At 37.7% G+C, this 16,316-nt stretch carries 15 protein-coding genes and 1 pseudogene; all 16 read left to right on the forward strand.

All coding sequences use genetic code 11. The features are described 5' to 3' along the window. The first annotated feature begins 172 nt into the window (after positions 1 to 172). Positions 173 to 1,036: a 4-(cytidine 5'-diphospho)-2-C-methyl-D-erythritol kinase gene (gene ispE / locus BkAM31D_RS00280; protein ID WP_066159793.1), complete on the forward strand. Its 864-nt coding sequence runs from the start codon at positions 173 to 175 to the stop codon at positions 1,034 to 1,036. Positions 1,037 to 1,093: 57 nt separating this feature from the next. Beyond that, the gene (purR, locus tag BkAM31D_RS00285) at positions 1,094 to 1,939 is read left to right on the forward strand and encodes a pur operon repressor (protein ID WP_066159790.1); all 846 of its coding nucleotides are present in this window, start codon (positions 1,094 to 1,096) and stop codon (positions 1,937 to 1,939) included. A 1-nt stretch (position 1,940) separates the two neighbouring features. Then, complete coding sequence (locus tag BkAM31D_RS00290; RefSeq protein ID WP_066159788.1) at positions 1,941 to 2,315, forward strand: RidA family protein; 375 nt, start codon at positions 1,941 to 1,943, stop codon at positions 2,313 to 2,315. 324 nt (positions 2,316 to 2,639) lie between these two features. Then, positions 2,640 to 2,933: a septation regulator SpoVG gene (gene spoVG, locus BkAM31D_RS00295; protein WP_066159785.1), complete on the forward strand. Its 294-nt coding sequence runs from the start codon at positions 2,640 to 2,642 to the stop codon at positions 2,931 to 2,933. Between the two features lie 235 nt (positions 2,934 to 3,168). Then, positions 3,169 to 4,530: a bifunctional UDP-N-acetylglucosamine diphosphorylase/glucosamine-1-phosphate N-acetyltransferase GlmU gene (glmU, locus tag BkAM31D_RS00300; RefSeq protein WP_066159783.1), complete on the forward strand. Its 1,362-nt coding sequence runs from the start codon at positions 3,169 to 3,171 to the stop codon at positions 4,528 to 4,530. A gap of 28 nt (positions 4,531 to 4,558) precedes the next feature. After that, positions 4,559 to 5,509 carry a ribose-phosphate diphosphokinase gene (locus BkAM31D_RS00305; RefSeq protein WP_066159780.1) on the forward strand — a complete coding sequence of 317 codons (951 nt, stop codon included), beginning with the start codon at positions 4,559 to 4,561 and terminating at the stop codon, positions 5,507 to 5,509. A 317-nt stretch (positions 5,510 to 5,826) separates the two neighbouring features. After that, positions 5,827 to 6,453 (forward strand): 50S ribosomal protein L25/general stress protein Ctc, encoded by a 627-nt coding sequence (locus BkAM31D_RS00310; protein WP_066159777.1) that lies wholly within the window; start codon positions 5,827 to 5,829, stop codon positions 6,451 to 6,453. Positions 6,454 to 6,513: 60 nt separating this feature from the next. Then, positions 6,514 to 7,070 (forward strand): annotated as a pseudogene (gene pth / locus BkAM31D_RS00315) (aminoacyl-tRNA hydrolase). 69 nt (positions 7,071 to 7,139) lie between these two features. After that, complete coding sequence (gene fin / locus BkAM31D_RS00320) at positions 7,140 to 7,367, forward strand: anti-sigma-F factor Fin (protein WP_066159773.1); 228 nt, start codon at positions 7,140 to 7,142, stop codon at positions 7,365 to 7,367. 254 nt (positions 7,368 to 7,621) lie between these two features. After that, the gene (gene mfd / locus BkAM31D_RS00325) at positions 7,622 to 11,143 is read left to right on the forward strand and encodes a transcription-repair coupling factor (RefSeq protein WP_066159770.1); all 3,522 of its coding nucleotides are present in this window, start codon (positions 7,622 to 7,624) and stop codon (positions 11,141 to 11,143) included. Between the two features lie 181 nt (positions 11,144 to 11,324). Further along, positions 11,325 to 11,864, forward strand: a complete 540-nt coding sequence (gene spoVT / locus BkAM31D_RS00330; RefSeq protein ID WP_066159767.1) for a stage V sporulation protein T — start codon at positions 11,325 to 11,327, stop codon at positions 11,862 to 11,864. 127 nt (positions 11,865 to 11,991) lie between these two features. After that, positions 11,992 to 13,602, forward strand: a complete 1,611-nt coding sequence (locus BkAM31D_RS00335; RefSeq protein WP_066159765.1) for a putative polysaccharide biosynthesis protein — start codon at positions 11,992 to 11,994, stop codon at positions 13,600 to 13,602. Between the two features lie 8 nt (positions 13,603 to 13,610). Next, positions 13,611 to 15,074 (forward strand): bifunctional methyltransferase/pyrophosphohydrolase YabN, encoded by a 1,464-nt coding sequence (yabN, locus tag BkAM31D_RS00340; RefSeq protein WP_066159761.1) that lies wholly within the window; start codon positions 13,611 to 13,613, stop codon positions 15,072 to 15,074. 10 nt (positions 15,075 to 15,084) lie between these two features. Beyond that, a complete protein-coding gene (locus BkAM31D_RS00345; protein ID WP_066159759.1) occupies positions 15,085 to 15,342 on the forward strand; it encodes an RNA-binding S4 domain-containing protein in 258 nt (85 codons plus the stop codon). A gap of 84 nt (positions 15,343 to 15,426) precedes the next feature. Then, positions 15,427 to 15,738: a sporulation protein YabP gene (gene yabP, locus BkAM31D_RS00350; protein WP_066159756.1), complete on the forward strand. Its 312-nt coding sequence runs from the start codon at positions 15,427 to 15,429 to the stop codon at positions 15,736 to 15,738. Next, entirely contained in the window at positions 15,735 to 16,316 is a 582-nt protein-coding gene (gene yabQ / locus BkAM31D_RS00355; protein ID WP_066159753.1) for a spore cortex biosynthesis protein YabQ, read from the forward strand. The genes yabP and yabQ overlap by 4 nt, the downstream gene beginning before the upstream one ends.

Raw genomic sequence — 16,316 nt, forward strand, 5'->3', positions numbered from 1 at the left:
TTCAAACTTTCTGCTAATTTCCGCTCTCCGTTTGAGTGAGAAGAGGCATGAGTTAAGGAAGTGACCTTTTATAAGGTGGCTAGCAAGAAGCAAGTTTTTCTAAATCTATGGTATGTTTGTGAGACTAGTGATAAAATAGCGTAAGCAAATGGATGTATAGAAGGTGACGAGTGTGAAATGTTCTGTGAAAGCGCCGGCGAAAATTAATTTGTCGCTTGATGCGGTAAAAAAGCGAGATGATGGTTTTCATGAAGTAGAGATGATTATGACAATGGTAGATTTAGCTGACCGAATTGATCTCACAGACACAGATGACGGACAGATAACAGTGGATGTTTCTGAAGGATTTGTTCCTAATGATCAGCGAAATTTAGCATATCAAGCGGCTTCTTTGTTGAAAGAGCGCTTTCAAGTGGAGAGAGGCGTGCATATTTACATTACAAAAAGGATTCCTGTTGCGGCTGGTTTGGCAGGAGGAAGTAGTGATGCTGCTGCGACGTTGAAAGGCTTAAATCAATTATGGAATCTAGGGTTAAGTCTCGATGAGTTAGCCGAGATGGGCGCTCAAATTGGTTCAGATGTTTCATTTTGTGTCTATGGTGGAACAGCTCTAGCAACAGGAAGAGGAGAAATCATTAAACCGATTGCATCTCCACCGGCTTGTTGGGTTATATTAGCGAAGCCTCCAATTGGTGTATCTACAGCTGAGGTGTACAAGCGTCTGAGGGTAAATGATGTAGAGCATGCAAATACTCAAGCAATGGTACAAGCAATTGAACAACAGAGCTTTGTTGATATATGCAGTAATTTACATAATGTTCTTGAAACTGTAACGTTAGAAATGTACCCCGAAGTGAAACATATTAAAGATCAGATGATTCGATTTGGTGCTGATGGTGTATTGATGAGTGGAAGTGGGCCTACAGTGTTCGGGTTAGTTGAGCATGAGTCTCGCATGCATCGAATTTACAATGGTTTACGTGGATTTTGTCAGGATGTTTATGCGGTAAGACTAATTCGAACGAGAGACTCTTGATAAAAACCGAACAACCATGTTATATTTAATGAAAATATTCGGTTTTTTGGAGGTAGCATGAAAAAGCTAAAGCGTAGTGGACGTCTAGTAGATATGACCCATTTCTTACTCCAACATCCCCATGAAGTTATCTCTCTTACCCATTTTTCTGAGCGATATCAATCAGCGAAGTCATCAATTAGCGAAGATTTGGTGATTGTTAAGGAAATTTTTGAAGATGAAGGGTATGGATCCCTTCTTACTATTTCAGGAGCAAGTGGTGGGGTTAAATATATCCCACGTATACACCAAGAACAAGTAGAGAACTTTGTAAAGGATGTTATTGAACAAATAGCAGTACCTGAGCGTATTTTGCCAGGTGGATACTTATATATGATGGATTTGCTCGGCAATCCAAAGTTCATTCAAAGGCTAGGTCAAGTATTTGCTTCTGTGTTAGCTAATCAACAAATTGATGCAGTTATGACTGTTGCGACAAAAGGAATTCCTCTTGCTTATGCGGTCGGTCAATATTTAAATGTACCTGTTAGCATCGTACGAAGAGACCATTTAGTTACAGAAGGTTCGATGGTAAGCATTAATTATGTATCTGGATCGTCAAAACGTATTCAAACGATGACACTAGCTAGACGAAGCCTGGCACCTGGATCTCGAGTCTTTATCATCGATGACTTCATGAAAGCTGGTGGGACAATTAGAGGGATGATTGATCTCCTTGAAGAGTTTCAAGCTGAGTTAGTCGGAATTGGTGTGTTAGTTGAAACAATTGGAGTAGAGGAAAGGTTAATTGATGAGTATATGTCGATTACTCGTCTGTCCGAAGTTGATGTTCGAAATAAAACGATTAAAGTAGAACCAGGTAATGTGTTAGACTTATTAGAAAATATGAAACAGGGGGATTAACATGAAAACTGTTTATACAAAATCAGCACCAGATGCGATTGGACCATACTCACAAGGGATTGTCGTTAATAACCTTTTTTACAGCTCAGGACAAATTCCTCTTACAGCCGAAGGAGAGCTTGTAAACGGAACAGTAGAAGAACAAACTCATCAAGTATTTAAAAACTTAGAAGCGGTTCTAACTGAAGCAGGAGCATCTTTCGAAACAGTTGTAAAAGCCACAGTCTTTATTAAAAACATGGATGACTTTCCACGCATTAATGAAGTATATGGTCAATATTTTAGTGAACACAAACCGGCACGTTCTTGTGTAGAAGTAGCTAGATTGCCTAAAGATGTACTCGTTGAAATTGAAGTAATTGCTTTAGTTAAATAAAAAAAGTCTTATCTAAGGGTGATTTCAAAAGTAATTTTTATTGAAATCACCCTTAAGCTTTATCAATTTAAGCCTCTTCGGATACGAAAAAAACGTTTGAAAAAAAGATGACGCTTACACTTATGTAGGTATATGATTTAGCTGTGAAAGGATAATGGTTTCACTGTATCAGCCCAATCGTTTACAGCAACAATCTCTTCGTAAAAACCGCTTTTTTAATAAATAAAGAAAAAGTTGAAAAAATTTTTTGACTAAAGAAGGAATTATCATTCTTATAGAGAATTGATAATGTATGACAAACACAATTATTAGGTGGTGACCAGCATGCAAGTAACAGATGTGAGATTACGTCGAGTTAATACAGAAGGACGAATGAGAGCGATTGCCTCGATTACAATCGACCATGAATTTGTGGTACATGATATTCGTGTAATTGATGGGAATAACGGGTTATTCGTTGCAATGCCAAGTAAGAGAACACCAGATGGAGAATTCCGTGATATTGCACATCCGATCTCTTCTTCAACGAGAGAAAAAATTCAAAGTGCTGTATTAACAGAGTATGAAAAAGCCGGCGAATTCGAAGAAGTTGAATTCGAAGAAGCAGGAGCATCTTAATCGACGAGTTGGACTTTTTGTTTATTAAAAACAGATAAGTTATTGTAGGAATGTCAGAGAAGGATGTGTTGAAAGGGGTGTTTCTCCTTTCAACACATCCTTTTCTAGTTTTACTAGCTAGAACCTTTTATAAATATGTCAAAATGGTGTCATTGTATGAACATGTGAGATTTCCTTGAAATACCGGCAATTTTAAGATATATTCGTAAGGGAAAAAGGACTCTGGAGGGGAAAAATGAGCAATCGTTATGCGGTTATATTAGCAGCAGGTCAAGGGACAAGAATGAAATCTAAATTATATAAAGTTCTGCACCCAGTATGTGAGAAACCAATGGTTCAACATGTTGTTGACCAAGTTTCAAGCTTGGGTTTTGAAAAAAAGGTTGCGGTCGTTGGGTTTGGAGCTGAAACCGTTCAAGATCAATTAGGAGACCAAGTATCATATGTCATCCAAGAGGAGCAATTAGGAACCGGTCATGCAGTAATGCAAGCGGCAGACCTTTTAGCTGATAAGGAAGGAACAACTGTCGTACTTTGCGGCGATACCCCACTTTTGACAGCTGAAACAATTAACCGTTTACTTACTTGTCATTCGGCTGAAGGGGCAAAAGCAACTATTTTAACAGCTGTAGCTGAGGATCCAACGGGATACGGTAGAATCATTCGTAATGAAGAGGGACTTGTTTCGCGAATTGTTGAACATAAGGATGCAACAGAAGAAGAGCGTAACGTTCAAGAAATTAACACAGGAACTTATTGCTTTGATAATGCTGCTCTTTTCGCTGCTTTAAAACAGGTTGGAAATGACAATGCTCAAGGCGAATATTATCTTCCAGATGTAATTGAGATATTGAAAAATAATAGAGAAACAATTTCAGCCTATCAAACACCGATCTTTGATGAAACGATTGGAGTCAATGATCGTGTAGCACTAGCTGAAGCAGAAGTTATTATGAAGCGTCGAATCAATGAACATTGGATGAGACAAGGTGTTACAATTGTTGATCCGGTTAATACGTATATTTCTACAGAAGCAGAAATTGGTCGTGATACGGTAGTGTTACCTGGTACGTTCATTCAAGGTTCGACAATTATTGGAGAAGACTGTGTAATTGGTCCACATTCTGAAATAAAAGATAGCAAAATTGGTCGTGAATCATCAATAAAACAATCAGTAGTGTATAATAGTCAAGTTGGAGATAATGTAACTATTGGACCTTTTGCACATATTCGACCAGACTCGACTATAGGAAATGATGTAAGAATCGGGAATTTTGTTGAAACGAAAAAGGCAACTCTAGGTAATGGAAGCAAAGCATCTCATTTAAGTTATATTGGTGATGCCGATATTGGCGAGGATGTAAATTTTAGCTGTGGAGCGGTTACAGTAAATTATGACGGCAAAAATAAATTCCAAACCAAAATTGAAGATGGTGCTTTCATTGGTTGTAATGCAAACTTAATTGCGCCTGTTACTGTAGGAAAGAATGCTCTAGTAGCAGCAGGTTCGACAATTACAGATGATGTACCTGGAGAAGCACTTTCGATTGCACGAGCAAGACAGACTAATAAAACAGACTATTTAAAGAAAAAATAAGGCAATTAAATTACCGGAGGGAAAAAAAGTGGCTAAATACGGCGATCCAAGTTTAAAGGTTTTCACACTGAATTCTAATAAGGGGCTAGCTCATGAAATCACAGAACATATTGGCGTATCCATGGGGAAAAGCTCGGTTACTCGTTTTAGTGATGGTGAAGTACAAATTAATATTGAAGAGAGCATCCGTGGCTGTGATGTGTACTTGATTCAATCAACATCAGCACCAGCGAATGAGCATATTATGGAGCTCTTAATTATGATTGATGCATTAAAGCGAGCTTCCGCTAAGACGATTAATGTTGTAATGCCTTATTACGGCTATGCACGTCAAGACCGTAAAGCGCGTGCTCGTGAACCGATTACAGCAAAACTTGTAGCAAACTTAATTGAAACAGCGGGAGCAACGAGAGTCTTAACTTTAGACCTTCATGCAACGCAAATCCAAGGGTTCTTTGATATTCCGGTAGATCAATTAATGGGCGTGCCGATCTTAGCTGATTATTTCTCTCAAAAAGAATTAGATGATATTGTCATTGTGTCTCCTGACCATGGTGGAGTTGTACGTGCTCGTAAAATGGCTGACCGCCTAAAAGCTCCAATTGCAATTATTGACAAACGCCGACCAAAGCCAAATGTTTCTGAAGTTATGAATATTGTTGGTAACATTGAAGGGAAAACAGCGATTATTATTGATGATATCATTGATACTGCAGGTACGATTACACTTGCCGCTAATGCACTTGTAGAACATGGAGCAAAAGAAGTTTATGCATGCTGTACACACCCTGTCTTATCTGGACCAGCAATGGAACGCATTAACAATTCAAAAATCAAAGAGTTAGTCGTTACAAACTCAATTGTACTTGAAGACGAAAAGAAAAGTGAGAAAGTAACCGAACTATCCGTAGCGGCCTTACTCGGAGAAGCCATCATCCGCGTCCACGAACATCAATCTGTAAGTAAATTATTTGATTAAGATCTAAAGAAAAAAAGGTTGCACTTTACCTTTTTTTCTTTAGATCGAAGCAATGAGCGGATCCGCCGCAAACGAATTTAAGTCTTTTTTGGCGGTCTTCCCAAAAAGACGCGCGGCGAGAGAAGCCATTGCCACCAACCAAACATCAAGCACTGATAGAGTGTGAAGGTATGAGGAAAGGTTACAAAAAAAGGTTGCACTTTACCTTTTTTTCTTTAGATCGAAGCAATTTCTATTTCACTTCAAAAGGTTTAAAATTTCTCTATAAGGGAACATATGTATAGGGAGAACTTTAAAACTATTATGAGGTGATATTCATGGCTACAGTTTTAAAAGCTAGTCCAAGACAAGATTTAAGAGGATCTGCTACAAGGAAAATTCGCAAACAAGGTCTTGTTCCTGCGATTTTGTACGGAAATAAAATTGAAAGTCAGCCAGTTTCAGTAGAAGGAGCCGACTTCTTAAAGACAGTTCGCTCTGTAGGAAAGAATGGCTTGTTTTCTCTTGAGATAGCTGGAAAGAAAAATCATCAAGTAATGATTCATGACATTCAAATTGACCCTTTAAAGAATGAATATACACATATTGATTTCTTTGAGGTAGATATGACTTCGGAAATTGAAGCAAATGTACCAATTCGTTTAGAAGGGGAAGCTCCTGGATTAAAAGAAGGTGGCATGTTATCACACCTCCTTTATGAAATGAGTGTAAAATGTTTGCCAGCAGATATTCCTGAAGAAATTCAGGTTGATGTATCGAATTTGAATGTTGGTGATTCCATTCAGGTTGCTGATATTAGATCAAGTGTTTCTGTCGAAATTACAAATGAAGATGATGAAACAATTGTGACCGTTCAAATTCAAGCGGCTGAGCAAGAGAATGGTCAAGCTGGTGATGAAGAAGTAAGCGGAACAGAAGAAGCTGAAGGAACTGCAGAAGAATAAACTAGATAAAAGAGGGGGCGACTTAGTTGCCCTCTCTTTAAAAGCGTGAGGAGAGATTTGATGAAGCTGATTGTCGGACTTGGAAACCCGGGGCAAAAATATGCTGGTACAAGGCATAATGTCGGCTTTGATTGTATTGATTATTGTGCAGAGCATATGAATATACAATTAAATCAGTCAAAGTTTAAAGGGGTATATGGCCAGGGTGTAGTAAATGGTGAAAAAATCTATTTATTAAAGCCGCTCACTTATATGAATTTATCTGGAGAATCTGTAAGACCATTTATGGATTATTATAAAATTGATTTGAAAGACCTAGTAATTATTTATGATGATATGGATTTACCTGTAGGGAAAATTCGTTTAAGACAAAAGGGCAGTGCTGGGGGCATAACGGTATCAAATCACTCATACAACACTTAGGAACTGCTGAATTCAATAGAATTCGAATTGGAGTGGACCGTCCACAAAATGGAGAGTCAATCGTTAATTATGTACTAGGTAAATATCGCCCTGAGGAAGTTGAGCCCGTTCAAGATTCGATCATTCAATCAGCTAAAGCTGTAGAGGCATGGACTTCAAAGACGTTTCTTGAAGTTATGAATAATTTTAATTAGAATCGTATAGAGAACCTCTAACATGCTAACAATAATACTATTGATTATTAGCAAAAGGAGGCTTCTCGTTTGGCTATTCATTATCAGTGTCGTCATTGTAAAATGAAGATAGGTGAAATCGAACAACATCAAGATGCTATTTCATTAGGATTTGATCAATTAACGAGTCAAGAGCGTACTGATATGCTTACTTATGATTCAAACGGTGACATTCATGTTGATGCCATTTGTGAAGATTGTCATGAAGCTCTCGTGCGTAACCCAGATTTATATGAAATTGATAACGTTATACAATAACTTTCTGTTCGGAAAAAGCTTTGGTTGACGACCAAAGCGTTTTTCTGTTGTAAGATAGGTCAAAATCAGGTATACATGACAAAAATCCCTTTGTAGGGTTTGTTTTTGTTGTGCAGAAAACAAGCAGGAATCTAGTTCTTAAGTCAAGAATAGAGAGAAGAGTGAATGAATATTTATAGATGGTAAGAGGATTAGATGGTCCAAAATAGATTATCAACTGAATACATCGGTGAAGAATTAACAGGGGGAACAACATGTTAGGATTGCAACAATACTTACGTTCAAACGAAGAGATAAAAGCGTTTTCAAATAGTCTTGAAATGAATATGAAAGAGCAGCTTGTATCAGGATTAACAGGGTCTGCACGAACATTATTCATGTCATCTTTATACCGTGATATAAATAGACCAATGCTTGTCGTTACGCATAATTTATATCAAGCACAAAAGTTATATGATGATATTGTAAGTTTGTTAGGGGAAGAGAAGGTGCTTTTATATCCTGTAAATGAATTAATTTCTGCTGAGATCGCAATAGCTAGTCCTGAAATGAAGGCTCAGAGAATTGATGTCTTAAATAAGTTAGTTCAATCATTTAATGGGATCGTGATTGCGCCATTAGCTGGGGTCCGAAGGCAGCTTCCTCCAATTAGTGTATGGAAAGATGCACAAGTCGATCTTACAGTAGGGAATGATATTGGTAATATTGATTCGTTTCTGCAGAAGGTCATTATGATGGGATTTCAAAGGGTCGATATGGTTGCTTCTCCAGGTGATATTAGTGTGCGTGGAGGGATCATAGATGTGTATCCACTCACTGAACAGGATCCAATACGAATTGAACTTTTTGATACGGAAATTGATTCAATTCGGACTTTTGAAGTCGATAATCAACGTTCCAAGGAAGAACGGAAGTCAGTCATTATTGGCCCAGCACAAGAAGTCCTTTTACATAAGGAGCACTATGAAAGGGCAGCAAGCTTACTAGGAGAAGGGTTAACATCATCCTTGAAAAAGATGAAAGCAAAGCAATCAAAGGAAAAGTTGTCTCAGCATATTTCTTATGAAATAGGACAATTAAAGCAACATTCCGGCTTCCAAGGAATGTATAAGTATATGTCACTTTATTATGAGGGTGATCATTCCTTATTGTCTTATTTGTCAGATGACACGGTTATTATTATTGATGAAATTTCTCGTGTGAAAGAAATTGCTGATAATTTAGATAAAGAAGAAGCGGAATGGAATACAGCTTTACTTGAGCAAGGAGAAATTGTTCATAATGTGACAATGTCTGTGCCGGTATTTGAACATATGAAAGCAAAGATAAGTCCAATTATTTATCTTTCTTTGTTCTTAAAGCATGTTCCATCAACGAATCCGGAAAATGTTGTTAGTATTACATGTAAATCGATGCAACAATTCCATGGACAGATGCAGCTTCTAAAATCGGAAATTGAAAGATGGACAAAGAGCAACCAAGCTATCGTGTTTATAGCTGGGTCAAAAGAACGTGCAAAACGACTTTCTCTTAATTTAGAGGATGAAGAAATTGATACTCGCATTGTTGAACAAGCAACAGAATTAGTTGGCGGACAAGTTCAAATTATGGTTGGAAACTTGCAGTCTGGCTTTGAGCTAGCTTCAAGTAAACTTGTTGTGGTTACAGAAGAAGAAGTGTTTGCCAAGAAACAATCAAAGAGGCCGCAACGTAAGCAAGCGATCTCGAATGCTGAACGGATCAAAAGTTATTCAGAACTTAAAGTTGGCGATTTAATCGTTCATACAAACCATGGGATTGGGAAGTACCTAGGTGTAGAAACACTCGAAATTAACGGGTTGCATAAAGACTATTTGCATTTGCGTTATGCTGGTAATGATAAGCTATATGTTCCGGTAGAACAGATTGATCAAGTGCAAAAGTATGTTGGGTCTGAAGAAAAAGATCCAAAAATTTATGCACTTGGCGGAAATGATTGGAAGAAAGTGAAAAAGAAAGTTCAGTCATCGGTGGAGGATATTGCTGATGACTTGATTAAGCTCTATGCCGAGCGCGAAGCGAGTAAAGGATTTGCTTTCTCAAAGGATAGCAATCAACAAGGTGAGTTTGAATCCTCATTCCCTTATCAAGAAACCGAGGATCAAATTAGAGCGATCACTGAAATTAAAAAAGATATGGAACAAATTCGCCCAATGGATCGTTTGTTATGTGGGGATGTTGGTTATGGAAAAACAGAGGTTGCAATACGTGCTGCATTTAAAGCGATTATGGATGGCAAGCAAGTAGCAATCCTTGTTCCAACAACTATATTGGCACAACAACATTATGAAACGATTAAAGAACGCTTTACTGAACATCCAATTAATATTGGTGTTCTAAGTAGATTCCGTTCGAGAAAAGAACAGACGGAGACGTTAAAAGGAGTAAAAGCGGGTTCTGTTGATCTCATTGTAGGTACACATCGATTGCTTTCAAAAGATGTTGTTTTTAAAGATTTAGGCTTGTTGATTGTCGATGAAGAACAGCGGTTTGGTGTAACGCATAAAGAGAAGATTAAGCAACTAAAATCAAATATTGATGTACTAACACTAACAGCTACACCAATTCCTAGAACGTTGCATATGTCGATGCTTGGAGTAAGAGATCTCTCTGTTATTGAAACACCTCCAGAAAACCGTTTTCCTGTCCAAACCTATGTCGTTGAGTATAATGCGGCTCTTGTCCGGGAGGCGATTGAGCGTGAGATGACACGAGGTGGTCAAGTTTATTTCCTTTACAATCGTGTAGAAGATATTGAACGAATGACTGAGCAATTATCGATGCTCGTTCCAGATGCGCGGATCACATATGCACACGGACAGATGAACGAGCGTGAATTAGAAACGATCATGCTCGACTTCTTAGAAGGTAATAGTGATGTATTAGTAACTACTACAATTATCGAAACAGGTGTTGATATTCCAAACGTCAATACATTGATCATTTATGATGCAGATAAAATGGGTCTATCTCAACTATATCAAATACGTGGCCGTGTAGGTCGATCAAATCGGGTCGCTTATGCCTACTTTACGTACCAACGTGATAAGGTTTTAACAGAGGTAGCAGAAAAGCGTCTACAGGCAATTAAGGAATTTACAGAACTTGGCTCAGGGTTTAAGATTGCCATGCGTGACTTAACGATTCGTGGTGCAGGAAACTTATTAGGAGCACAGCAGCATGGATTTATTGAATCTGTAGGGTTTGACCTTTATTCACAAATGTTGAAAGAAGCCATTGAAGAGAGAAAAGGAGATAAGCCGAAAGAGCCGCCGTTCCAAGTGGAAATGGATGTGAAAATCGATGCTTATATCCCAGAGACGTATATTCAAGATGCTAAACAAAAAATTGAAATGTATAAAAGGTTTAAAGGGGCCGAGACAGTCGAAGATTTAACAGACTTAAAAGATGAAATGTTTGATCGGTTCGGAGAATACCCAAAACAAGTTGACTTTTTACTTCGTTTAACAGCGATTAAATTGTTAGCAAATCAAGAACGTGTTGAGCAAATTATTGAAACAAAAGATCAAGTTGACCTCATTTTAAGTTCAGAAACGTCACAACTGATGGATGGTGCTAAGTTATTTGAGTTGACTCATAAACTTGGCCGTGAAGTCATCCTTGGAACATCAGGTGAAAAAATAAAGTTCGCCATTAAAACAAAAACATTAAGTGATGAACAAGTATTAACATTTATTGAAAAGATTGTTGAATCTTTACGTAAGGGACGAAAATAATGATTAAAAGCCTCACTTTCTAATAAAAGGTTGAACTGGATTGTTCAGTTAACAAAACAAATTCATGGATTGGTGAATAGTTCTTTTTTTAATAAAGATACTATAGTTAAGAAAAGAAATGGTTATTTTCTTACCACTTACCATCAAGTGAATACATCATTAGAAAGTGAGGCAATACAGTATGAAAGCTACAGGTATCGTACGTCGTATTGATGATTTAGGACGGGTTGTTATCCCGAAGGAAATCAGAAGAACACTTCGAATCCGTGAAGGAGATCCGCTTGAGATTTTTGTCGATCGTGATGGCGAAGTGATCTTAAAGAAATATTCACCTATTTCTGAGTTAGGTGATTTTGCAAAAGAGTACGCCGAAGCCCTTTATGATAGTTTGAATCATTATGTACTCATTGCTGACCGTGATACATTTATCGCTGTTGCAGGAGCTTCTAAGAAAGAGTATTCGAATAAAGGCGTCGGTGAAATTGTTGAGAAATGTCTAGAAGAACGCAAGACGAAACTCGAAACAAACTCTGGTGAGTATAATTTGGTTGGAGACCATACAGATGAATTAAAAGGGTTCGTTGTGACCCCAATCATTGCGAATGGCGATCCAATCGGAGCAGTGGTCATCTTTAGTAAGGAAAAAGAATTGGCTGGTACCATTGAACAAAAGCTAGCTGAAACTGCAGCAAGTTTCTTAGCAAGACAAATGGAGCAATAATATACTTAGAGTACAAGGCTCGCCTCAATTAGGAGGACGGGCTTTTTGTTATTTGATGGCTAATTCGATAAAACGTTGATGAAGTTATGATAAGATATCTAAAGGAAAGGTAAGGGGTATTGTTATCATGCACGTATCTAATTTACAGAAGGGTAAGATCCTTAAGGGGATAGCTCTTCTCTCAATGGTTGCCATCGTGGCAAAAATATTAAGTGCTGCTTATCGTATTCCGTATCAGAATATGGCAGGCGATCTTGGCTTTTATGTGTATCAACAAGTTTATCCATTTTACGGCATTGTTATTGTATTAGCTATGTATGGTTTTCCAGTTGTTTTGTCAAAGCAGCGGGCAGAATTATTAGCTAGAGGAATGGAGCGAGAAGCTAAACAAGTTCTCAGTTTATTCTTTTATGGGTTAATGTTTTTTTCAATTGTTGTTTGGGCTCTATTATTTTTCTTTGCTGAAGTTATAGCGACAATGATGGGTGATATGTGGTTAGAGTCTCCTATTAAGGCAATGAGTTATATTGTTTTGTTATTGCCTTTTTTAAGTGTTGGGAGAGGTTTTCATCAAGGTGAGGGAAACCTCATCCCTACAGCTATTTCACATGTAGCGGAACAATTCATTCGAGTATTGTTTATTCTAGGTCTTACATACTTATTCGTACAAGCTGGGTCAGACGCCTATAAAATTGGATCGGGAGCCGCCTATGGGTCCGTTATAGGAGCAGCTGCTGGGGTCATCATTTTACTATTGCTTACAAGAGCACGATGGTTAAGACAACTGATTCACCCTTTTAAACTAGATTTCTTTAAATTAATAAAAGGCAATCTAGACTTATTCAAACAGAGTTTGTTTATTTGCTTAAGTGCATTGCTTGTTAACTTGTTTCAATTAGTTGATGCTTTTTCCGTTGTGAGATTAATGCAATCAATGGGGGTTGAACAGATTATTGCCTTTGAAACGAAGGGAGTCTATGACCGAAGTCAACCTCTTATACAGTTAGGTACGATCCTTACGACCACACTTGCTTTAGCATTAGTGCCAATGTTATCAAAGGCACTCATTGAAGGAGAATTAGAACTAGCCTCGCGCTATCAGAGTCTTTCATACCGCTTAGCATTTTTAGTAGGTGGTGCTGCAACGGTAGGACTTATGATCATCCTTAAACCAACGAATCATATGTTATTTACAGATACAGCAGGTACGGATGTTTTAACAGTTATGAGTATGGCTATCTTATTGTTATCGTCCTTTACTACGATGGCTGCAGTATTACAAGGTTATAACTATGCTTATTTACCTGCTATTGCTGTTGCTCTAGGATTTGTGATAAAAGTAATAAGTAATATTTTTCTCATTCCATTTTATGGTACATTGGGAGCGGCTTGGTCGACCGTTCTAGCTACATTGGTTATGGTTGTGTTTTTATTACTAAGTTTTAAAAGGACAAGTCACTTGTATCTTGGTAAGCTTACTTCCTATATGCGAATTAGTGGTTTGTTACTAATAATGGCAGTTGTCGTATTCCTTTGGAAGTATGGTGTTACGATCGGTTTTGCAGATGGAACTAGAGGAGCTGATACATTTATTGCCCTTTCCTCTGTAACAGTTGGCGGGTTAGTGACAGTCATTTTTTTATTTCTTCTTCCAATCTTTACAGAAGAGGAATGGAGCTCGATTCCAAAGTTAAATAAAATCAGAGCGAAAGTAAGATTCTTTCTATTGAGAGGGTAGGTGAAACAATGAGGGTTATTATAGTAGGGTTAGGAGCGGGCGATCTCGAACAGCTCCCATTAGGTGTATACCGTCATTTGTTAAAACAGAAAATGGTATATGTCCGAACGGAAGATCACCCGGTCATTTCAGAGTTAAAACATGAAGGAGTGTCTTTCCAATCGTTTGATGCGACATATGAAAGCTTTGATCAATTCGAAGAGGTCTATCAATCGATTGTTGCTGAAATCATTGAAATGTCAAAGCAAGAAGAGATCACCTATGCAGTCCCTGGTCATCCGTTTGTTGCTGAAAGAACGATTCAATTATTAGTAGAAGCGAGTGAACGTAAGGAAGTAGAATTGTCATTTTTAGGAGGTCAAAGTTTCCTTGATGAAATGTATACTTCCCTTCGAATTGATCCAATCGAGGGTTGCCAAATCATTGATGGAACAGCTTTTAACCGCGATGAATTAGAATTAAAACATCATATCATTATTGTTCAAGTGTATGATGAGATGATTGCTTCTGAGGTGAAATTAACGTTGATGGAGCGCCTGCCAGATGATTATGAAGTGACGATTGCAACGGCAGTAGGATCCAGTAAGGAGCAATTGACAAAAGTACCCCTCTATGAACTTGATCGCGTAACAACATTAAATAATTTAACGGCTGTATATGTGCCACCGGTTCGAGAACAAGAACTTTTATATGGAGAATTTACAAAGTTACGTGAAGTTATTGCGACATTACGTGGACCAAACGGTTGTCCATGGGATCAAAAGCAAACTCATCAATCGTTGAAAAAATACTTTATCGAAGAAGTTTACGAAGTTCTTGAAGCTATTGATGAAGGCGACGACGATCATTTAATTGAAGAGCTTGGTGATGTTCTTTTACAAATTATGCTGCACTCACAAATTGGGGAAGATGAAGGTTATTTTACGATTCGCGATGTAATCTTTTCAATTACAGAGAAGATGATTCGAAGGCACCCACATGTGTTTGGAGAAGTCACAGTGAATGATGCTGATGAGGTTGTAACAAATTGGGACGAGATTAAGAAGCAGGAAAAAGGAAACTCTGAGAAACAATCTATTCTAGCTTCGATTCCAAAAGGATTACCAGCATTAATGGAAGCTTTCAAATTACAGAAGAAAGCGGCAAAGGTTGGCTTTGATTGGAATGATGCCGAACCAATGTGGGAAAAGCTGAATGAGGAAATTGGAGAGTTTAAAGAGGAAATTGTAGCAGGAAATAAAGAAGATATGAAGAAAGAATTAGGCGATATCCTTTTTGTAATGGTAAATCTTGCTCGATATTATGAAATTGATGCAGAAGAAGCACTCGTTTGTACGAACCGAAAGTTTCAAAGACGCTTTCAATTTATTGAAGAGACGGTAAGAGAAGAAGGTAAAGTTTTAACTGAGCTTTCATTAGAGAAGTTAGACGAGATATGGGAAAGGGCTAAGCTGGAAGAAAAAAGAAGTTGAGGTGTTACTTATGCGTTTAGATAAATTTTTGAAAGTTTCACGATTAATTAAACGCCGAACATTGGCAAAAGAAGTTTGTGATCAAGGAAGAATTACCATTAATGGTCAGGTCGCCAAAGCTGGATCAGCTGTAAAAGCTGGTGACGAGTTAGTTATTCGTTTTGGACAAAAGTTGGTCACTGTAAAAATTGAAGAAGTGAAAGACATTGTTCGAAAGGAAGAAGCTGGAACGATGTATACAATTGTTAGTGAAGCACCGGTCTCTTAACAAACGCCAAACTTTCCAGGCTTGTTCTATTTTAGGGCCAACCTTCATAGACTGCTATGAAAGCATATGGAGGAGGGACTTAAGATGGATCAGCATTATGAATTTGGAACGCCAATGGGGCGTGAAAGAAAATCAAACGACCACGATGTTATCCTAAAAGGCAGGCGACATTTAGATATTACAGGTGTCAAACAAGTAGAGAGCTTTGATAATGAGGAGTTTTTGTTAGAGACAGTCATGGGTTTTTTATCTGTACGTGGTCAAAACTTGCACATGAAAAATTTAAATGTTGAGCAAGGAATCGTCTCCATTGAAGGGAAAGTGTTTGATTTAATTTATCTAGATCAGAACCAACAAGATAAATCAAAGGGTTTCTTTGGGAAGTTATTTAAGTGACGCTGACAGTCCAATTTTATACGATGGTATCAATGGCTGCGATGGGAATCTATATTGGTGCAGCTATTGATACATATGGGCGTTTTACGCGGAAGAGAACTTCCTTCAATTGGCTCCTTGCGTGCAATGATGTGCTCTTTTGGCTCGTACAGGCTCTAGTCGTCTTTTATGTATTGATGCAGGCAAATAATGGAGAAATTCGCTTTTATATATTCTTGGCACTCATTTGTGGGTATGCAGCTTATCAAGCGTTGTTTAAAAACTTTTATCAAAAGTTGCTAGAACGTTTAATTATTAGAACTATTCAGACCTATCGGGTAACCGTAAAGTTAATTTTCATTTTATTAATAAACCCGATTAAGTACTTGTTGAAAGTCCTCTATTCCTTATGTATGATGGTATTAACAGCTTGTTTTACCGTCTTACTTTTCTTGTTTAAACTCATTTGGAGACCAGTAAAGTGGTTAGGTGTTCTTTTATTTAAATGGACAGGGATTGACAAGCTTATAAATAAATATAAACCCATTTTTAATAAAATAAAGGAATTCATTCAATCAATGAGGAAAAAGAAAGAATAA

Origin of the sequence: Halalkalibacter krulwichiae (assembly GCF_002109385.1) — a bacterium.
Taxonomy (GTDB): Bacteria; Bacillota; Bacilli; order Bacillales; family Bacillaceae_D; genus Halalkalibacter; species Halalkalibacter krulwichiae.